15 protein-coding genes, 1 tRNA gene and 3 pseudogenes are annotated in these 19460 nt (G+C 58.2%); 11 read left to right on the top strand and 8 right to left on the bottom strand.

What is annotated here, in order from left to right:
* The first annotated feature begins 56 nt into the window (after positions 1–56).
* Entirely contained in the window at positions 57–797 is a 741-nt protein-coding gene (locus ABIA42_RS29540; RefSeq protein WP_370118556.1) for a class I SAM-dependent methyltransferase, read from the top strand.
* Here ABIA42_RS29540 and ABIA42_RS29545 read toward each other — a convergent pair.
* Complete coding sequence (locus ABIA42_RS29545; RefSeq protein WP_370157182.1) at positions 780–1307, bottom strand: 4'-phosphopantetheinyl transferase superfamily protein; 528 nt, start codon at positions 1305–1307, stop codon at positions 780–782. The two genes, ABIA42_RS29540 and ABIA42_RS29545, sit on opposite strands and share 18 nt — an antisense overlap.
* A gap of 558 nt (positions 1308–1865) precedes the next feature.
* A pseudogene (locus ABIA42_RS29550) lies at positions 1866–2081 on the bottom strand (transposase); the annotation flags it as partial.
* A gap of 262 nt (positions 2082–2343) precedes the next feature.
* Here ABIA42_RS29550 and ABIA42_RS29555 point away from each other — a divergent pair.
* Complete coding sequence (locus ABIA42_RS29555; RefSeq protein ID WP_370123862.1) at positions 2344–3561, top strand: IS110 family transposase; 1218 nt, start codon at positions 2344–2346, stop codon at positions 3559–3561.
* Positions 3562–3869: 308 nt separating this feature from the next.
* Here the strand turns inward: ABIA42_RS29555 and ABIA42_RS29560 are convergent.
* Positions 3870–4871, bottom strand: a pseudogene (locus ABIA42_RS29560) (IS256 family transposase); the annotation flags it as partial.
* A 1678-nt stretch (positions 4872–6549) separates the two neighbouring features.
* Between ABIA42_RS29560 and ABIA42_RS29565 the strand changes: the two are divergent.
* Positions 6550–7047, top strand: coding sequence for a hypothetical protein (locus tag ABIA42_RS29565; RefSeq protein WP_370118550.1), 498 nt, complete (start codon positions 6550–6552; stop codon positions 7045–7047).
* Positions 7048–7591: 544 nt separating this feature from the next.
* On the opposite strand, the gene ABIA42_RS29570 is transcribed toward ABIA42_RS29565, so the two are convergent.
* Positions 7592–7693 (bottom strand) — tRNA-OTHER (locus tag ABIA42_RS29570).
* 152 nt (positions 7694–7845) lie between these two features.
* Between ABIA42_RS29570 and ABIA42_RS29575 the strand changes: the two genes are divergently transcribed.
* A complete protein-coding gene (locus tag ABIA42_RS29575) occupies positions 7846–8550 on the top strand; it encodes a hypothetical protein (protein ID WP_370118548.1) in 705 nt (234 codons plus the stop codon).
* A gap of 1074 nt (positions 8551–9624) precedes the next feature.
* Here the strand turns inward: ABIA42_RS29575 and ABIA42_RS29580 are convergent.
* Positions 9625–9858 (bottom strand): hypothetical protein, encoded by a 234-nt coding sequence (locus ABIA42_RS29580; RefSeq protein WP_370118546.1) that lies wholly within the window; start codon positions 9856–9858, stop codon positions 9625–9627.
* Here ABIA42_RS29580 and ABIA42_RS29585 point away from each other — a divergent pair.
* The 6 genes and pseudogenes from ABIA42_RS29585 (at position 9857) to ABIA42_RS29610 (ending at position 14348) form a co-directional block, all read left to right on the top strand.
* Positions 9857–10039: a hypothetical protein gene (locus ABIA42_RS29585; RefSeq protein ID WP_370118543.1), complete on the top strand. Its 183-nt coding sequence runs from the start codon at positions 9857–9859 to the stop codon at positions 10037–10039. The two genes, ABIA42_RS29580 and ABIA42_RS29585, sit on opposite strands and share 2 nt — an antisense overlap.
* Positions 10029–12155: an ATP-binding protein gene (locus tag ABIA42_RS29590; protein ID WP_370118542.1), complete on the top strand. Its 2127-nt coding sequence runs from the start codon at positions 10029–10031 to the stop codon at positions 12153–12155. Before ABIA42_RS29585 ends, ABIA42_RS29590 begins: the two co-directional genes overlap by 11 nt.
* A 422-nt stretch (positions 12156–12577) precedes the next feature.
* Entirely contained in the window at positions 12578–13180 is a 603-nt protein-coding gene (locus ABIA42_RS29595) for a replication-relaxation family protein (protein ID WP_370118539.1), read from the top strand.
* A 37-nt stretch (positions 13181–13217) separates the two neighbouring features.
* A complete protein-coding gene (locus ABIA42_RS29600; RefSeq protein WP_370118537.1) occupies positions 13218–13523 on the top strand; it encodes a transposase in 306 nt (101 codons plus the stop codon).
* A gap of 110 nt (positions 13524–13633) precedes the next feature.
* Positions 13634–13726 (top strand): annotated as a pseudogene (locus ABIA42_RS29605) (hypothetical protein); the annotation flags it as partial.
* Between the two features lie 136 nt (positions 13727–13862).
* Entirely contained in the window at positions 13863–14348 is a 486-nt protein-coding gene (locus ABIA42_RS29610; protein WP_370118534.1) for a transposase, read from the top strand.
* A gap of 684 nt (positions 14349–15032) precedes the next feature.
* Here ABIA42_RS29610 and ABIA42_RS29615 read toward each other — a convergent pair.
* The 3 genes from ABIA42_RS29615 to ABIA42_RS29625 are packed head-to-tail and all read right to left on the bottom strand — an operon-like array spanning position 15033 to position 18675.
* Positions 15033–16064 carry a hypothetical protein gene (locus ABIA42_RS29615; protein WP_370118532.1) on the bottom strand — a complete coding sequence of 344 codons (1032 nt, stop codon included), beginning with the start codon at positions 16062–16064 and terminating at the stop codon, positions 15033–15035.
* A 4-nt stretch (positions 16065–16068) separates the two neighbouring features.
* Positions 16069–17610 carry a hypothetical protein gene (locus ABIA42_RS29620; RefSeq protein ID WP_370118529.1) on the bottom strand — a complete coding sequence of 514 codons (1542 nt, stop codon included), beginning with the start codon at positions 17608–17610 and terminating at the stop codon, positions 16069–16071.
* The gene (locus ABIA42_RS29625) at positions 17611–18675 is read right to left on the bottom strand and encodes an Mbeg1-like protein (protein WP_370118526.1); all 1065 of its coding nucleotides are present in this window, start codon (positions 18673–18675) and stop codon (positions 17611–17613) included. It abuts the gene before it with no gap.
* 163 nt (positions 18676–18838) lie between these two features.
* Between ABIA42_RS29625 and ABIA42_RS29630 the strand changes: the two genes are divergently transcribed.
* On the top strand, positions 18839–19279 hold the full coding sequence (locus ABIA42_RS29630) for a hypothetical protein (RefSeq protein WP_370118524.1): 441 nt from the start codon (positions 18839–18841) through the stop codon (positions 19277–19279).
* Positions 19280–19460 lie beyond the last annotated feature (181 nt).

Genomic DNA, 19460 nt, shown 5'->3' on the forward strand with positions numbered 1-19460 from the left:
CGCGAGCAGTGCCGCCATCGCGGCCCTTGCGGCGATATCCTGAGAGGAGCGAAGCCATGTCCTTCTCCAACGTCTATGACGATGCCGCGCGTGCCGAGGCGTACGCGCGGTTGGAGTTCCCCTGTACGTACTATCTCGCCTACCGCGATCTGCCGACCATCATCGCGGCTCATGTAAAGGGTGGTGCGGCACTCGACTTCGGCTGCGGCGCTGGCCGTTCGACCCGCTTCCTCAAGAAGCTCAAGTTCGACGCCATCGGGATCGACATCTCGCGGAGCATGATCGCAGCTGCCAAGAAAGCTGATCCGGACGGAGACTATCGCCTGGTCGGCAACGGCGATTTCAGCGCGTTCGCGCCCGGATCGCTCGACCTCGTGCTTTCGGCTTTCGCATTCGACAATATTCCCGACCTCGCCAACCGGCGCGCCTTGCTGGAAGGCCTGAGACGCCTGCTGCGGCCGGACGGGCGCGTCATCATGCTCGGCTCGACGCCGGAGATATACAGGCACGAATGGGCGTCGTTCACAACTGAGGCCTTTCCCGAGAACCGCGTGGCGAAAAGCGGCGAGGTGGTCCGCATCGTCATGACTGACGTCGGTGATCCGCGGCCCGTAGTCGACCTCGTCTGGTTTCACCAGGACTACCTGGACCTGTTTGCGGCCAGCGGGCTCGTGTTGCGCACCGAGTACCGCCCGCTCGGGCGCGCCGACGAGCCTTATTCCTGGGTCAGCGAGATGACGGTCGCGCCGTGGTTCATCTACGTGCTGGAGCGGAGCGGCTCATTTTCCTGCGGCTAGATTCCGCGCCGGGAGCCATCGTGCGACCACGCGCCAGTCGGAGCCGCGCATTGCGACCGCGCCGTAGTATCCGTCGGGGACTTCAATCTGGACAACAAACCAGTTTGTCATGATCGGCGGCTCACCGACGGGAATCACGGGCCGCGGCGCCGGCGCAGAGGATGGAACAGTGAAACAATCGAGCGGGAGCCCGAGACCCTGTCCCGCAGCCTTCACGACCGCTTCCTTCATGGTCCAGATGCGAAAGAACTCGTCGGTCGGATCGGTCGCGGCGCGCACGCGCTCCGCCTCGTTTTTCGAAAAGAAACGCGCCGCGATCGCCGCCATTTCGGGAATGTGATGCTTGGCCTCGATGTCGATCCCGACTTCGTTCGCCGCTAGCGCGATCGCGACGACCTCGCCTGAATGGCTCACGTTGAAGTGGATGTCCGACTGCGGCAGGAAGGGTTTGCCGTTCTCCCGCAGATCAAAACGAAACGCTTGCGGCTCGACGCCCAGATGCCGGGACAAGAGGTGTCTCAACGCGGCGCGGCCAACGATGCTTCTGCGTCGATCCTCGTCACGATGAAAACGGCGCCGCACGATCCGCTTCGGCTGAAGTGAGAAAAGTCAAGAGGCGCGCAACAACGGATGGCGTAACATCGATCGAGACGAAGAGAAGTTCCACCGCGTTTCGCGCGAGGGCCATGGTCATCCCGCGGGTCGTCAACTGGGAACGTGGCATCCATCGCTCCGCGCGCAGGGTCGATCGGACATTTGGGACATTTTTGGCACGCGCAAGCAAGTCCAAATAGACTCGCGTTCGCTGCCGGGCATTTGATCCGAACAAAAGTAATCAGCCCACCCACCTTGAATGTCCATCGAAACCCCTTAGACGAGTTACCTGGAGGTGGTAGTGAAGTACTTTGAGGGGCGAATTCGACGCAAGATGCGTCACCGCCGCTTCTCCAAACAATGGGCCTTTCAGACGTTAGAGCGAGCGAGACCGATCCGCCGCGTACGATCGTGTCCCCAAGCGTGGTGTAACTGGCGGTGGGGCACCGCATTCACCGGCATGGGCCGGGCAGGTCAGCTGGCGATAGCCGGAAGGCTGACGGTTGGATCATCGCTCAACGGCGCGATGGTTTCCAGTGTCATGTAGCGGGCGCGCTGGACGGCCCATTCATCGTTCTGCTCCAGCAGGATCGCACCGATGAGGCGGACGATGGCGTCTTCGTTGGGGAAGATGCCGACGACCTCTGTCCGTCGCTTGATCTCACCGTTGAGGCGCTCGATCGGATTGGTAACCGGTATGAGATGCTCGGTGCCAACGTTCCGCTGCGGTGGCCTACATCGTGGCGTATGGTGCGACCACCGGGACAGAGGCACCGGGAGCACGAAGTGCGGGCAGGCCGATGCACACGATGAGCCGAGAGCTCGAGTTAGTAGCTGGCCGCCTCTGCGACTCGCCCGGTTGCGCCGCGAGCGCGAATCCGTAGTTGTCGTGTCGCCCGCTGCTCCCGTCATGTGTCTGGCAGAGGAGGTGCGAATGCGACGGGTGATTGGCATCGACGTCCACCGAACTTTCGGCGAGGTGGTGTTTTGGGAGGACGGCAGGCTCCGACATGCGGGCCGCATCGATATGACGCGGACTGCGCTGGAGGGATTTGGCAAGACCCTGCTGGCCAGTGATGAGGTGGTGGTCGAAGCGACCGCCAACAGCATGGCGGTGTCGCGGGTTCTGGCGCCGTTCGTGGCACGGGTGATTATCGCCAATCCGCTGCAGGTGAAGGCGATCGCCCAGGCTCACGTTAAGACCGACAAGATCGATGCCGGCACGCTCGCCAGTCTGCAGGCGGCCGGGTACCTGCCGCAGATCTGGACGCCTGACGCGGAGACCGAACGCAAGCGCAGACTGGTGGCGCGGCGCTACCAGGTCGTGCGGCATCGCACGCGGCTCAAGAACGAGGTGCATTCGATCCTGCACGCACACTTGATCCCGAAGTGCCCACATGCCGATCTTTTCAACGCCCGCGGCCGGGCGTGGTTGGCCGCCCAACAGTTGCCGGACGATGAGCGCGCGGCCATCGATCGGCATGTCCGTGAGCTTGACCGGCTGGCGGAAGACCTGGTCCTGCTCGACCGCGAGATCGCGCGCGACGCAATCGAGGATTCCGCGGTCAACAGATTGATGACGATCACGGGCGTGAACCCGGCGGTCGCCGCCGGCATCGTGGCGGCGATCGGCGACATCAGCCGGTTCAACAGCCCGCAGAAGCTGGTGAGCTATTTCGGGCTGAACCCGCGGGTGCGGCAGTCGGGACTGGGAGCGGCCCATCACGGTCGCATCAGCAAGATCGGCCGCAGTCACGCGCGCGCCATGTTGGTCGAGGCGGCCTGGGCCGCGGCCAAGGCGCCCGGTCCACTGCACGCTTTTTTCGTGCGGATCCGCGCCCGGCGTGGCCATCAGGTCGCCGCGGTGGCCGTGGCTCGCAAGCTCACGGTGCTCTGCTGGCATTTGCTGACGAAGGGCGAGGATTACCTGTGGGCGCGCCCGGCGCTGGTCGCCAACAAGACCCGCGCGATGCAACTTCAAGCTGGACATCCGCAACAGAAGGGCAGCCGGCGTGGACCAGCCTATGCCTACAACATCAAGGCGCTGCGCGACCGTGAGATGTTGATTGCCGCCCAGGCGGAGCGAAGCTACGAACGATTGGTGTCGCAATGGAAACCGCGGCGGCCAAAACCCGGCGCGCGGGCGCCTCAGCTCGGCAGGACAAAATAGGCAGTCCGGTGACGCTTGCAGCCGACGCGTCACGCTTCGCCACGAGGTCGCCCGCGCTCAACAACCATAACCGCCGCTGACGGCAAGTGCCAGCCAGGAATGCAGTCCCGTTCCACGCCAGCATGCCGCCGTGCTCGGGCCGGTCAAGGCCAAGCCTCGCGGTGGCCGCAAACGCGGCCAGCCTTGACCGTCCCTGCGCGCGGCGGCTGCGAGATCGGTGGCCGGGACGGAAGAATGGCCCGCGGCGCCGAACAAAAGAATGGACGTACGCGATTTCCGCAATCGTCATCTCGGTCATTAAAAAATCGCTTGTCCATCTCATCCGTCGAGTGCAGCTTGGTCCGGTGTTGCGGCGGGAAGGTCATGTAGGCGAGCACGTCGGTCTCGGCTTCGTCGAGGAAGCCGGCGAGCTTGGGCAGCTTGGGACGGAGCTGATCGGCGACCTTCCGCCACTGCGCTGTTGCGGCTTCGGCATCGTCCTGGGCGAACGCAGTGGCGATGAAGGCGGAGACGACGCGCCGCCCGCTCTTGCCGGCATGCGCCAGCGCGTTGCGCATGAAGTGCACGCGGCAGCGCTGCCAGGTGGCGTTGAGCACTTTGCTGACGGCGGCCTTGATGCCCTCGTGTGCGTCGGAGACGACCAGCTTGACGCCACGCAGGCCGCGGCGGGCGAGCTTGCGCAAAAACGCCGTCCAGAACGTCTCGGCTTCGGAGGGGCCGATGTCCATGCCGAGAACTTCGCGCCGGCCGTCGCTGTTGACGCCGACCGCGACAATCACCGCGACCGCGACGATGCGGCCATTCTGGCGCACCTTCACGTAGGTGGCGTCGATCCACAGATACGGCCAGTCGCCCTCGATCGGCCGGGCAAGGAACGCCTTCACCTTGTCGTCGATCTCGCCACACAGCCGGCTCACCTGGCTCTTGGAGATGCCGCTCATCCCCATAGCCTGCACCAGATCGTCCACCGAGCGGGTCGAGACGCCCTGCACATAGGCTTCCTGCACCACAGCGGTGAGCGCCTTCTCGGCCATGCGGCGCGGCTTCAGAAAGCCCGGGAAGTAGCTGCCCTTACGCAGCTTGGGGATGCGAAGCTCGACCGTACCGGCGCGGGTCTCCCAGATCCGGTCGCGGTAGCCGTTGCGCTGGGCCAGACGCTCGGGGTTCTTCTCGCCATAGGCCGCCCCGGTCTGGCCTTCGACTTCCAGCTCCATCAGCCTTTGGGCGGCAAAGCCGATCATCTCGCGCAACAGATCGGCATCAGGGGTCTTCTCCACGAGCGTGCGCAGGTTCATCATATCGTCGGTCATCGGTGGTTCCTCGGTTGCGTTGGCGTGTCGCAACCCGATCCTACCGGCGAATCGCCGGTGACCCCCGCAAAGCCGCCCGCCCGCTACGGCGCTATTTGGGGGCGCGCGTACGGGCGGCTTTGCTCTACCGAGCTACACCATCACTGGGGACACGACCCATAGATCTGGTTCGGGTGAACCTCATTACCCTCGGCAATCGTCGTCGGTATCGGCACCCCGCATCCCCAATTGTGGAGACGTGGCGTCCGAGTTGACGGCCCTTGGCTCGACGACAAATAAAGACGCCGCTCCTCTTCGTCCTAACTCCCCGCCGCGAGTTCTTTCTTTGGGCGTGCAAGCTTGGCGACCCGGTTTCTGATCGCCGCTTCACTGCGCTTTAGCTCTCTCGCGATCTCTCTCGTAACTCGCCCGGCTTCCCGCAGTTCGAGTATCCGCTGGTCGTCCAGCTCAGACCATCGTGTAAATCGCTTACCTGGCAAATGGCACCTCCAAGAGGTCATTATCTAGGCTCTCCCAGCTAAATTCATGTCCCTATAGCTGTGCGGCGTCGGCGCTTTGCCAGCAGCCCGCTCGAACATACAATCCATCATGACGCATTGAATCTGGACTAGCGTCATACTTTCGATATGGACCATGCGCTTCTTAACTTTGGCGCTTAAGTTGGTAATCTTTTTAGGTCTCATTGTTCAGATCCTGATTCTTATAGGCCCGCGGAGTCAGCCAAGGCCTAACGGCGGCTGACCGTACAACATCTACAGTGGATCGGGCTCCTACCTACTCTGGTGGCGCGCGGATTGTGTCTCCTTTGTACTGCTACTCTGTAGTGCGCCGCCATCCCTACGCGGCTGGACTCGCCGCGACAATTTCAATGCTTCTGCGCACGCCGCATTTGCATTCGAAACAGGCGGCTGTGAAAACTATCATCCTTGGAAACAAGCATGTACCTCAGTGAACCAGACTGGACCTGCGGGCGCGCCAAGGCCACCGTCCACAGACCCCCACCTAAACTGGTGGCTCGACCCCCGCGCCCGTTGTTCTAGGTTGCGGATCGTCTTCGCATGAAGTTACGAGGAATGTCAGGCCCCGTCCCAGTGGTTCACATAGGCGAAAACTCTGCTGAGCAGGTCGCATTTAAGCTGATGGAAGAGGTAGCGACTATGGAACAGCGATCGATACACTGTCACGACAATCTCAAACCGGTTGGACCGTTGCGGATCGCAACTGGATTCTCGACACTTACGGGGAATGTCTGATGGCGGTGAGAGAGCCCCACTGCCGTGGCGCAGTGCGTGACCCCATCGCAACGCTGCCCTCTGACTGAGGGACTTCAAAACCTACGAAGTTGCGCCAGACACATCGGCTGTCGCCTTTGCTCGCCATCTCCACAGCGATGTCCCGTCCCAAGTGTGAATGCAACGCTCCGAGGCCATCCGCCGGTTGGTCGAGATCGGACTAAAAGGCGAAGGGGAAATGAAGCGCGACATCCTGAGTGAATTTGAGAAACGAGCAAGCCGTCCGATGTCATCCGCGAAGCGCACGGCCCTAGCGGAGTTACTGCTCGCCCAATCCGCTGGGCAGATTGTTTTTTCCAGAGGACCCGCGCGCGGCTAAGAATGTTTGAAAAGGCGCGGCGGCAGGCGCGACTGGTCGAGATCGGGCGGAAGGCGAAGGGCTCAAAATGAGCGAAGAACAGAGCCACGAGGGATCGGTGTCGCAAAATGCGGACGAACTAAAGGAACGAGAGTTCGATCTCAAACTCATTCAAGCGTGGGCGGAGAGCAGGAATCGCATCGCTGTGGCGGCGGCGGTGCTAAATGGCGCAACGCTGGCGACTGTCATCGCGACGATGAAAGATAAGGGCAATATCGAGCCCTACATGTCGACGCTAGGATTTTCGATCTTCGGCTTGGCTGCCGGCATGGTGGCAGTCGCATTCGCGTGGCAGTTTGCGGACTCTGCCATGGAAAAACTGATGAAGCGCGAGAAAGCTGCCACCGCGATCCTGGTTCATTGGCTCGTCGGCCTCGTTTTTTTCCTCGTCATAATGGCGTCGGTCGGAGGCTTCTTATTGTCCACCAGCTATTTCAGCGGCTATATGCAAGCTGGCTTAGAGTTGCGCATGGTCCCTATAGAGGGCGAGCAAAAAGTTCAACTCTGCCATGGTGACTTGTCCTGATGGCACACAAGACGCCGGGAATGTTCCGGGCCAACCTCTGACATTAAGATATGCTGGCTCGCGTCGTTAACGAAAGACGCGCTCGGCCACTAGAAACCTCACGCACTCCCGGCCGGCGTGGCCACCTGTAAAGCCGTGACTGCGGCTTGCTCGCGGCCGGCCTCCAGCTGATCAGCGAAACCCGTACAGCCCTTGACAATCTCAGCCGCGGCTTGGGTCATCTCCATTGTGGCCAGCACCGCCTCGGCGATCTCACGAATTTCCGTGAATGTACATGCAAGAAGCGATCGTCGTCCTTGATGGCGAAAACGCGGTCGTCATGGCGAAATCAACGCGCACAAAGCGAATGATCTGACCTGCGTCCATACCAGGGACGCATTGTCTGCGCGTGCTCGTGCGGGAGAGTCGTTGTTTTGCCGAGATCCGATCATTCGCCACGACCGCATTTCTCGTCTGGTCGCTCTCCTTCGCACCTTTGGCGTTGGCGGTGCCAATGAGGTGCCACACCCGAGAGGAAGCATTTCGCTAATGCATTGAAATAACTTGGCGATCCCGGGATGACTCGAACATCCGACCTACGGTTTAGGAAAACGAAAACGTTACTTTTTCAACGTTCGCCAAGGTACGTCATAGCTCCCACAAGATCCTGTTTATTCTTGCTTTTCCCTCCCCGAAGTGCATCCTCATTGGGCGCTTCAATTCGCCCCTTAGAGGTGCCAAGGCGCTGCCACACATCAAGCTTTCAGACGTCGGACTTCGGTCTTTGCCTCTCCCTCCGAAGAAAGGGACGGTGGACTATTGGGACCAGACCCTTCCATCATTCGCTTGCCGTGTCTCGCAGGGCGCGCGAAGACCTTCATCCTCAAGACCTACAACTCGCGCCGAGCGATCGGCCGATGGCCCCTCATCAGCCTTGCGGCGGCTCGCCGTGAGGCAAAGCGAATTCTCGCCGAGAAGACGCTGGGCCGGATCCAACCTCAATCCATAATCGTCGCGAAAGCGCGTGAGCTCTTCCTCAAGGAGAAAGAGAAAGCAAGGCGAGTACGGACGGTCCAAGATCTAAAGGACCGCCTCGACCGTCACTTCGACATTCCAGGGCAGCTTGGGAAGATAACCCACAATCAGATCGTTCGACGACTTGAAGCGATCAAAACGCCTCAGAAATTCAACGCGGCGCTCCGCGTGGGACGAACCTTTTTCACGTGGTGCACCAACCGTCGCTACATCACCGAAAACCCTACAACAGGTATCGACCGCCGCTCGATCCCGTCCCGGACGCGGGTCCTCTCCGATGAAGAACTCAAGAAAGTTTGGACTGCATGCTCCGAGCTTCATAAGGACATGCCGGAGGGCTATCGCACGATCGTCAAGCTATTGATCCTCATGGGCCAACGCAAAACTGAGGTCGCAGGTTTGGACAAGGCCCACGTCTCTCATAACCAGAAAACTGTCTCTCTTCCAGGTACCTTAACCAAGAACAGCGAGACCATGAACTTCCAGTAGGCAACTTGACTCTGTCTATCCTGGCTCCCCTGCTCACATGCAATTCTCTATTGTTTCCAGCTCGCGGCAGATCAACGCCATTTAATGGTTGGTCGAAGAGCAAGAAAGCACTCGACAAAGCGAGTGGTGTCACCAAGTGGACGCTTCACGATCTTCGCCGGACATGCCGCACAATCCACGCTCGCATCGGTCGATGCCCCACATCGCCGAACGCCTAGTCAATCACGTCTCGTCCCGCTCAGACGTCTAAAATGTCTACGACAGGCATACTTACCTACCTGAAATGGTGCTCGCGATGAAAAACTACGAGTCCTACCAGCTTCAGAACGTGCTACCTTAAGTCGTCGGCTGACACTTAACAGCCGTCGCGACGGCTCCCAACAAATGGAGCTAAGCGATGACTGGAAAGGAAGTGGTCAACTGGCGTGGGGTTAAGGCACTTGGAATTCCCTACAGCCGCACGCACTGGTTTAGGCTCTGTGCATCTGGTGAGGCACCGATGTTTTTCAAACTACGTGCTCACAGAAACAGTCCGCCGGTCTGGTGGCTGCACGAGATTGTCGAGTGGCTTGAGGCTCGCGCCAAAACCAAACCTGCCGACGCTCCGAGAAAGTAAGGAGCGGGGCTGGCCCTCCAAAGCCAGCCCTTCCTCCTTAGAGGGCTTTCCTGGCGATCCAGCCTTATGCCCCGCCATACGCCCCGCCTTTAGGGTAAGGCGGGGTCGACGGTTGGCACGTGCCGGCCTGGGGCAGCATGTATGATCGACAAACCCCGACTTGCCGTGCGACTTCCGTGGTGCTGCCGCACCACGACGCGCGAAAGCGGGACATGCGTTCCTCCTCATATTCGAGATTGATTCCATCTCAGACTTCGTCCGAGCCTCATCAATCTCTTCATTAGGAGGACAAGCTCAGCGAGTCCTCGAAAAGTTGTAGAGGCACTTGGCTCGGGCTCACCGGAGCAGACGGTCAGCGCTCAAGTTGGAAGAGCAAGATCGCGCGACGGGAGAGACTATCTTTCTGCCTCTCAAGCGTGCATACTGACTTTTTTGCAGAGGAGAAATACTCCATGCAACTAAAGCTTAAGCGCTCGCAGCGTGCGGGCGGCATGCTCGGCGGCAAAGTCATTTTTGCGCTCGATGCGCGCACTGATCTCACGCCTGATGAAAAAGGACTGGTGAGCAAGTACGGTCTTGGAAAGCTCGTCGTATACGATAGCGAGGCACGTAAGAAACACGGCGACGAGCGCAAGCAGCACTACCGGCCGCTCACTTTGGAGAAGCACTCGCGGCATTGCCAGTGCAGCCATGATGGCGCTTTCGCTTCGGGTTACCATCGAGACCTTGATGAGTGGCCAGCACATCGAATGCAAGGATCTCGACGAGCTGCTTGGTGCCGAAGCAGCCATTCTAAGCGCCTGCAAAAATCTCAAGGCATATCTTGAAACGGCACAGACCTTCGACGGGCGGGAGGAGGTCGTTGAGTTCTAAGCTTCCAAAGTACATACCTCCGTCTCCGTTTACGCCGTTTCTTCGGCGTTTTACGGACGAGCGGGCGCGTGACCTGTCTGAAACGACGGCCCTCTACAATGAAGTGTGCGCTACCTATGTTGGTTCGCTGTGGGCCAATCCTCAGGCGATAGAGCACGTCAATACGCTGATTGGCGAACGGGTCGGAGAGGCCGTTGATCTGCCACGGTCATCCACGCTCTTAAAGGCGCTCGATCGCTGTCAGCAAGAGATTCTCGCTCTGGAAACGACAATCTTTACCTTTCCGGAGATCGATCTGAAAACTGCAGCCCTCTCTCTCAAGGAGCACGTTGATCTTCGCCGATACCTCCGTGCCAAGCAGCACTTTCATGCCAACGATGAGCGGGTCGCCGAGCTACTCATGGATACGCTCGCTGGACTGTTTGAAGCGATTGTCTCGGCGCTGCCAAACCCACCGGATGACACTGACGCGACGCCATCGCTCACGGTTCCCGTTGTCTGTCTTCTCCGTAATCCAGGCCATCTCATTGCCAGGCTGATAGCTACCATTTGCCAGCGGCAAAACGCAGAAGCAGGTCTATTTTCAACGCTCCAAGACCGCCTGTACAGAAATATGTGTCTCGCCTCGGGTGTTTCCCCGAACGAAGAGAAGCCGCGCAAACCGCTCGTGGAGGCCGACAATTCCGATCTTCCGCCTGAGGAGCTTGTGGAAACCTATTTGAGTGAAACGCCGTTTCTTGACCTCTTCCGCTGCCCGGTACCCTTTAGCATCCCCGCAAAGACTCGTTTCGAGCACCAATGGATCGTTGCGCCGCCAGGTGCTGGCAAGTCGACACTACTTCAGTACTTGATCTTGCGTGACCTCGACCTTGTCGCTTCGGACCAAGCGTCCATTGTCGTGATGGAAAGCAACCGCGATCTCATCAAAGCGATCGAGGGCCTGAAGGTATTTGCGCCTGGGGAGCGCCTTGATGGCAAGTTGGTCGTCATCGATGCCGAGGACGTCGAATGGCCGGTCGCCCTCAATCTCTTCGAAGTCGGCATCGGGGAAATGCATTCCTACTCGCCGGCCGAGCACGAAGGGTTCCGAAACGCCGTGCTAGCGCTCTACGATTACATCTTCAGTGCATTACTTTCGGCGGAGATGACGAGTAGGCAGAACACCCTATTTCATTTCACGATCGAGCTTCTACTCACTATCCCGTCGGCCACCCTCGACACCCTTATCGACCTGATGCAGCCCGGAGGACTTGCCACATTCAAGGAGCACCTCTCCAAGCATGATCCGGATGGGAGGCGCTTTTTCGAGCTAAAGTTCAACAGCAAGGAGTTCGACCGCACGAAGGAGCAGGTCGTCGACCGGCTCTTTGCCGTCAAGCGCATCCGGACGCTGTCGAGAATGTTCTCGGCACCCAAGTCGAAGTTCGACTTCTTCACTGAAATGAGTGCTGGGAAAGTTATCCTCATCAACGTTCCGCAAAGCCTGCTTCAAGAAGACGGCGTGGAGATCGTGGGTCGTTTCTTCATTTCAATGATCCTACTCGCCGCACACAAGCGTCAGCTTCTCCCAAAGGGGCAGCGCCTTCCTTGCTTCGTGTACATCGATGAGTGCCAAGACTTCATCAAGCGCGATCCGAAGATCCCGGTCATCCTCGATCAGGCGCGTAAGCTCAACGTGGGCTTGGTCCTTGCTCATCAGCGATTGCAGCAGATGCAGCCGCACGTACTCGATGCGCTCTATGGTGCGACTGCGATAAAGTTCGCCTCGAAGATCAGCGACGCCGCGGCTCATGCGCTTGCGCGCGACATGCGAACCACCCCCGACTTCATTCTCAATCAGCCGCAGTACCATTTCGCGGCGTATGTCCGCGGTCTGACAAATGCCGCGCTGTCGGTTGGCATCCCGGCCACGGACTTAAATGGGGCGCCGCGCATGACGGCCCATGAGCACGCCGAGGTCCGGAGGAGAATTCGAGAGCGTTATGCGGTTAACCCGGCGGCCTCGGTAATTGCTCGGATCGATGTTGAGAAGCCGTCGAATAAAGGCCTGAAAGAACCGGTGAATGGAGAGTCCGTAGCCGCGAGAGACCTGGGCGGTGATGACTGGCGCTCATAGCGCACAAAAGGAAGCCCGCCGAAGCGGGCTTGCTGTTAGTTCGGTACGTCGGCCGGCTTTGAAGGGCACGTACTCGCTCGGTGTCCAGGCTCATTGCAGATCGAGCATTTGGGAACGCGTCGCTCGCGCGCTGTACCACCAAGAAGCTCGTTGAGCTCCGTGTCGAGTTCTTCGCGCTTAGCGATGAGCTCTTTAACTCGCGCGATCTTGCTATTTAATTCCATATTAACCACCTCCTTTCGGTGTGAAGATTGCGTCTGCAGTGCGTCAGGTCTGCTCTATCCGACGGCGCGATCTGCCGAGCGTGGTGTGCATGTGCAGGCATGTGGATCGATGAGCTACAGCAATGATCTTTCACTTTTTCTTGCGCTGGCGCGGCTGATTATCTGCATCCACGGTCTCGTCTGATACAGTCTCGCGCTATGGACGATACCTTAGCGCCCCCAAAACGTCGGCCTCGCTTCCGTCGCTCGCCAGAAGCCATTCCATTTCGAATCACTGACGGTGACGTGCTGATCCTGCGGCAACTAGCGCGTTATCGGTTCCTGCGATCTGCTCACATTGCGGCCCTTGTAGGCCGTTCAGTCGATCGTACCAATGACCGGCTGTGTCGCCTCTATCATGCTGGCTATGTCGATAGGCCACGCGCGCAGCTCGACTACTACCCCACAGCAGGTTCGGCGCCTATGGTGTATGCGCTTGGCGACCTCGGTGCTCAGTTGCTCACCGAGGGCGGCGCTGAGTTCGCAAATCTCGAGTGGAGCCGGAAAAATCGGGAAGCGGGCCGACCATTTATTGAACATCAGTTGGAGATCGTCGAGTTTCACATAGCGCTAGAACGGTCCACGCGTGGCCGGAGTGACGTACGGCTCATTCATCCCGAAGAGATTATTGCGAGCTCGCCTGGGCGCACCTGCAAAAAGCGAAACCCGTTCGCATTGCGAGCTACGATCTCGCAGAGCGAACGCGCGCACAGAGCTGGCCCCGCAAATTCGGACAGTAGCTTGAGTGGATTTTCTGCCTGACAGCGGCGAGGATTCTTGCTGCGAATCAGGAGCGAAGATGACGAAGAAGAGCCGCCGGACGCATTCTCCGGCATTCAAGGCGAAGGTTGCTTTGGCTGCGCTCAAAGGCGACAAGACACTGGCGGAGCTGGCGCAACTGTTTGATGTTCATCCGAACCAGATCACGATCTGGAAAAACCAGCTCCTGGAAGGCGCCGCCGGCGTGTTTGGGCATGACAAGACATCGGCCGAGACGCCGGTCGATTTGAAGGCGTTACATGCCAAGATCGGCGAGCTGGCGTTGGAAAACGATTTTTTGTCCGGCGCGCTCACCAAGGCGGGCCTGCTGAGCGCAAAGCGATGATCGACCGCGGTCATGATCTTTCTATCGTGCGCCAGGCGAAGGTCCTGAAGCTGGCTCGCAGCACGGTCTACTATGAACCTCGGCCAGTTTCGGCCGAGGACCTTGCCTTGATGCGTCGGCTCGATGAGCTGCATCTCGATTATCCCTTCGCGGGAGCGCGTATGCTGCGATCGTTGCTGCGGCGGGAGGGCGTATACGCCGGTCGCCGCCACATCGCGACGCTGATGAAGCGCATGGGGATCGAGGCGGTCTATCGTCGCCCGAACACGAGCAAGCCGGCTCCGGGTCACAAGATCTACCCGTACCTGTTGCGCGGATTGAAGATCGAGCGGCCCGACCATGCGTGGGCAATGGACATCACCTTACATTCCGATGCGGCGTGGCTTCGTCTATCTCGCGGCGGTCGTCGATGTGTTCAGCCGACGGGTCCTGGCCCATCGCGTCTCGATCACAATGGAGGCGGCCTTCTGCGTCGAAGCGGTCCAGGAGGCGTTGGCGAAGCACGGCAGGCCCGAGATTTTCAACACGGACCAGGGCAGCCAGTTCACCAGCCTCGAGTTCACCGATGTGCTGCTGGACGCGAAGATCGCCATCAGCATGGACGGCAAGGGCGCCTGGCGCGACAACGTGTTTGTCGAGCGGCTCTGGCGCACGGTCAAATACGAAGAAGTTTATCTCCGCGCCTACGACAGCGTGTCCGAGGCGCGAGCGTCAATTGCCAAGTATCTGGCCTTCTACAATCAGGGACGCCCTCACTCGAGCCTTGACGGGCGCACGCCCGACGAGGCTTACTTCGGCACGCAAGCTATGGTGATGGCCGCATGACCGTCGCCGACGATTTTGTCGTCGCTCTGGTCGGGCTACGCCCTCCCGACACAACGACAAAATCGTAAAGCCCCGCGTTCAGCATAACCCGGCAGGAATCCACTTAAATCCAGCGGGGCGCTGTCCAAACAACCGGGGCCAGCTCTCACGACCTCGCCGTAGTTCCCGACCTTGTGTTCGGTCTGATGTTTCCCGATGGCTCGCGCCGTTGCTTCATGGTAGAGATCGACCGAGGCACGATGCCGATCTCGCGCTCAGATTTTCGACAGACTAGCTTCGGGCGAAAGATGCAAGCTTATCTCACCGCGTACAGTCAAGGACAACATACGCAACAGTTTGGCTGGAAGACATTCCGAGTGCTTATTGTGACTACTGATCAACAACGTGCCTGGTCCATGATTGAGAGGCTGCAACGGCTGAACGAACCGCTGAGCCCCGGACCCTCCCTCTTTTTGTTTGCCGTAGCCGACGAGTTGCAGAGGAATGATCCATTGATTCACATTTGGCAGGACGGAAACGGCAGTACGATCCGACTGCAATAGGGGTCGTTATGAGCAGCGCAACAAATATATGAGGCTGGATGCTGTCGGCTGATCGGGGTGGGGTCATCCGTCGCTACCTCATTCGAGGGCTGTGGGCCCGCTTCGTGCGAGCTGGCTTCCCACTCACGTTGCCTCCGGATGATCAGTTCGCGTCAAACTCCGATCTGGTCATCGCCTCTTGTTCCATATTTCCGTCGCCGGAGCCCTCAAAACTCAGCGTGTGTCCAACAATGCGGTTGCGCTCCTTCTTGAATTCCAAAATCGGCGTCTCAGCGACTGCAGCACCTCTCTTCCCTCGCAGACGGAAGAAGCGGGTGTCAGGCCCAAAAAGCTCCCCGCGACCGTACCAAGTAGATCCCGATGCGACGCGAAGCGAATACGCTCCAACTGGTACTTTGGTGGAATAGGGTTCTCCACCTCGCAGAAAGATCCAAATCTGATCCTTTGAATTCGCCACGTTGACCAACTTGATGAGGTAGTTGGATCCTGTCTTCGTCCGAACGCTAAAGGGTGCAATCGCGTTTCTGCGATTGCGCGTTTGCAAGTCTCCAGTCGGGGGAGCGGGCTTGGTTAGATTCATTGTGGTCGGCGACGCGCTGCGAACGGCGACCTGATTCTTATCTGTCCCCCTAGGTGCCTTGGCCACGACAAGCGTCTGGGCAGGGGGTACAGGCAAAATGGGTATCTTGGTTAAGGGCATCATCTGCCCCGGGCCTCCAGACATCACATCCTTGTTCCGTGCCATGATCTCTTCGTTTCGCTCCAAGATGCAGGAAACGTCGGCGTCCCGGCAATCGCGAACAGGTAGCGGTGAGGGAACAGGCACCCCCGCAGGGAGGACGGGTGGTGGGATCGAATGTTCGATTTCGCGAACTGGATATGTAGAAGAGTGTTTTGCGGTGGCCGTCGAAACTGTAGGTGCACGTTGCGATCCAGCACTCTTCGATTGTTGTTCTAATCTGAGACCGACGAAAACGACAAAGAGGATCGCTGCTACAAGCGCTGCAAGCGCAAAGGCGGGTCTGACGTTCTGACCGCCGTCTTTGGAGGTCACGGAACGCAAGATCTTTCCGCATTTGCTGCATTTGAAAAATCCAGATCTGACGGTTTCCGGCCACAGCCGATTCAGTTGCCCGCAACCGGTGCAGCGAACAGTTTGTTTTGTATCGATCATGCGACTATCTACGTGCTGCGCGATTCCCGCGGTTCAGATAGTTGAGTGCGAAAGCAAGGAGCAAAACGGCAACGAGCAACACGATCACCACATCGACCTTGCCTGTCGTTGAAGTTGTTGGGCTACGAGAAATTGCGGACGGAGTTGGCTCATTTTCAATCGGATAGTCGCTGAGACTACGCGGGACGAATGGATCGCGTGCATTGGACGCCAGACGCACAGGAGCGCCGGCCCCGTCATCAACGATAAACGAGATGAACTTCCGATCGGGATCGATCGCGTCTGGCTTACCGAGATTGACGCCAGCAAGGGCAGCTTCGACCGCGCGCGTGACGGTTGTCTCACCATCGCGCATAGCCGTCTCGGCAAATTTCTGGCCGGCGATCGACACGCCGCCGCTCATTGATGAGGCTTTGACGAATTGCGTTTGGCCACCCTTTTTAGATACGGCCGAGCAGCTAGCGACCGTAACGAATAATTCGCTAGGATGATAATTGGGAAGCGGCGCTTTAGGCTTCTCTGCATCGAGAAGCGGCATCGCGTCCAGGGTGCCACAGAGACGGTCGTTGGCTTCCGTGACTTTGCGGGCCGCAATGTAAGCGCGAAAGACTTCTCGAAGTAATCCTAGCTCATCGTAATGTTGGGCATATTGAGCGAACCTAGCACTCACGTCCGCCGCCAGCCCGTCTAGCCTCGGATCGTGGTCCGACAAGTCCTTGTTGGTTGCGTGATCATGAACGCGAACGAACATTATCGGATTAACTTGCGAAAGGTCAAATATGCTGCCGCGGCGCACGAAGAATGATCCATTGCGAGCTGCTTGATCAGCCGATCGAATAAGTCCCTTCGATTGAAGAAGCGATCGAAGTGCGGAGTCGCCCAATGATGGTGGCGAGGCCGCTTCGTTCATGATTGTTGTGGGCGAGTCGGAGGGGGTTATTTCGAACCACAGCCGACTTCCGCGCCATTGTGGGCGTTCGGCCATTCTGTCGTGGGTGCCGGTAAGAAGGCCCTTGGCCGCGTATTCAATGTCTGCGGAAAGGTACCCGGGGATCGCCGACGCACGAAGCTTGCCCGGCACAAGAATTGAGACGCCCGAAGATAGCTCCTTTAACAGCACATCGGCCTTGTAAAGAACCTCTCCCAATCGGGTTTGCCGCAGCCACTCCGGATAGAAGACCAATTTCGCACGAAAGTTGGGGTAACGAGGCGAAATGTCATGCCAGATGCTAGGGTAGTCCTGCGTAGCTGAGACAGTGCGAACGTTGATGCCGGGCCGAGCATCTTTCATTCGTAATTGAGCGACGCTGGACGGGAAGTCCTTCTTTATCCTTTTCCAAAATTCACTGGAGGCTTGATCCCCTTGTTGGCTCCAAAGCGCTCCGTCATCTGGATCAAGGCTGAAATAAGGGTCGCGATCTTCGCAGGCCGCTCGAAGTGCCGTCAAAAATAACGCCGCATCCATCTGGCTCTGTGAAGCGCGACCCGATAGCACAATCTTTCCGTCGGTCAGGGCGGACGCATCTAGCGCGATTTCGAACGGCATTCAGTCGGCAGCCGCGCGACTCAATGAAATGCCTCCAGGTCCAGTTTGCATTCGCGGCGCTTGCCCCGCTTGACTTGGGATAATGGAGGCGCTTTGAGATGGCCCGGTAGACAGGGGCTTGGACACAAAATTTGGTTGAACTCTTGCAGGCGTTATTCCGGCGACCGCCCCAAAAGGATCTTGGGCATTTCCAGAGTTCTGTCGCGCCCCCGTAGGTGCCCGTTGATCTCCTGGGTCCATCATTGCTGTAAGCGCATTGACGGCGACTTGCACCTTATGAGCGCCCATGAAATCCGCAGCTATCTTGCCCGCCACTGTTCCAGGAACGCCAGTGACGACAGCCCCAACCGCAGTCTCGAGAGACCTTATTCTTAGTGCATCTGATAAGGTGGGCTGGAAGTAAACTGTCTTTCCAGATAATTGGCCCATTCCCAAAACCGCGCCTTGATCAGACTTTGCGTCTCCAATGCGCTCGCCTCGCGTAACCAGATTGATTTGGCTCGTGCTCCCCGCCGTCGCACCACTGACGATCGGGGGGCGCGCGGAGTCAACGGTCACAACATTGGCAATACCGGGCGTCTGCTGGGCTACATAGGCAGCTTTTCCGCCGCCGCTAGAATGTCCTGTTGTGCTAAGCGAACGCCTAAGTGGGTACTGTTGCTTGACTTGTTCAGCGAATTGGACCGCGTATTTGTACTGATCTGGAATAGTACCAGTCTGAGCTTGCACGTCCGCCTTAAGATCGACGCTGCTGACGGTCCCACGATATCCGATTGCGATGTCGCCCTTATCATTCCCATACACAGCAGCGAAGAAGCCGGACGAGGCGGCAGCCTGATTGAATTTTGTTATCCATCCAGCCTCGACGCGTGTCCACCCATCGGGAATCGTTGCGCTCCCTTTGTTAGAGTAGGCGTCTTGAGCCATGTATACATAAGGCAGGATGAGGTTCTTGGTCGGAATATCAATATCGTGCTCTCCGATTTGCCCCGCAGCGCGAGAAAAATCAAAGAGGCCAAACAGCCCAAAAGAGGCGGCAATCAACAGTGCGCGCTGCGCCAACATCCGATACCCTGTCTCAAAAGCTCACAGGATTGCGAAGGAAACATTTGCCGAGCACTAACGGATCATTTTGCTCCTCCCCCATCGGCGCCGCAACACCTGATTGCTTTGGGTGCCTAGTAATTCCCGTGCGCCGGACAGCCAAAATGCTAAGATGTGCGTATTGATGCGTTACAGTGGTATCAAATCTCTCAATAGTAGTTTCTGGTTCATTCGAGTAATCAGCGGCGTATTCTGCTTGGTTGTATTTTCCTGGCTCGAATATTTGGGATTCGCATTTTTGGTATCTGGTGGCTTTGGTGCAAATCCGCCGGCTCTAGAGCTGGTGTTCTTTTCAGAATGGCTGAGCTTTGGTGCAGCAAGCGCTTTTTTTGCGTATCGACCGCCGTCATTTGGGTCAGCAGGAGTGAATCTTACTTTCGCTGTTGGCTATATTGCAATCGCAGCCGCGAACTTCACATTCATGTTCGCCGGAGGCACATGTGTTGACTTGCACGGGAATATTTACTCCGAAGCCAATATGCTACTTCAGAAAGAAGGTTTCCTATCGGACGTTAGTTTCACCCCGCCAAGCGGACGTTACCTTTGCGTCAAGCAGGTCTTGTAATCCCCCCGTCCTCGCTGCGAGGTCGACTTGGACGTTGCTTCTATCTGCGCGCCTGCAAGCGCGCATCTCCGTGAGGTGCTCTTTCTTGGTAATCCAATTTACCCGTCGATTGACTGAAAGAATGTAAGGGCCAGAGCCGCGGCATCGAACAGGCCCATCCGGCGATCCTCACTCATCCACG

Source organism: Bradyrhizobium sp. USDA 327 (assembly GCF_041262065.1).
Classification (GTDB): domain Bacteria; phylum Pseudomonadota; class Alphaproteobacteria; order Rhizobiales; family Xanthobacteraceae; genus Bradyrhizobium; species Bradyrhizobium liaoningense.

What these genes read in the sequence shown, in the direction of transcription:
- ABIA42_RS29540 (WP_370118556.1), top strand. Translation starts at nt 57, where the DNA reads ATGTCCTTCTCCAACGTCTATGACGATGCCGCGCGTGCCGAGGCGTAC.
- ABIA42_RS29565 (WP_370118550.1), top strand. Translation starts at nt 6,550, where the DNA reads ATGAGCGAAGAACAGAGCCACGAGGGATCGGTGTCGCAAAATGCGGAC.
- ABIA42_RS29585 (WP_370118543.1), top strand. Translation starts at nt 9,857, where the DNA reads ATGATGGCGCTTTCGCTTCGGGTTACCATCGAGACCTTGATGAGTGGC.
- ABIA42_RS29580 (WP_370118546.1), bottom strand. Translation starts at nt 9,858, where the DNA reads ATGGCTGCACTGGCAATGCCGCGAGTGCTTCTCCAAAGTGAGCGGCCG.
- ABIA42_RS29595 (WP_370118539.1), top strand. Translation starts at nt 12,578, where the DNA reads ATGGACGATACCTTAGCGCCCCCAAAACGTCGGCCTCGCTTCCGTCGC.
- ABIA42_RS29600 (WP_370118537.1), top strand. Translation starts at nt 13,218, where the DNA reads ATGACGAAGAAGAGCCGCCGGACGCATTCTCCGGCATTCAAGGCGAAG.
- ABIA42_RS29610 (WP_370118534.1), top strand. Translation starts at nt 13,863, where the DNA reads ATGCGTGGGCAATGGACATCACCTTACATTCCGATGCGGCGTGGCTTC.
- ABIA42_RS29615 (WP_370118532.1), bottom strand. Translation starts at nt 16,064, where the DNA reads ATGATCGATACAAAACAAACTGTTCGCTGCACCGGTTGCGGGCAACTG.
- ABIA42_RS29620 (WP_370118529.1), bottom strand. Translation starts at nt 17,610, where the DNA reads ATGCCGTTCGAAATCGCGCTAGATGCGTCCGCCCTGACCGACGGAAAG.
- ABIA42_RS29625 (WP_370118526.1), bottom strand. Translation starts at nt 18,675, where the DNA reads ATGTTGGCGCAGCGCGCACTGTTGATTGCCGCCTCTTTTGGGCTGTTT.
- ABIA42_RS29630 (WP_370118524.1), top strand. Translation starts at nt 18,839, where the DNA reads ATGCGTTACAGTGGTATCAAATCTCTCAATAGTAGTTTCTGGTTCATT.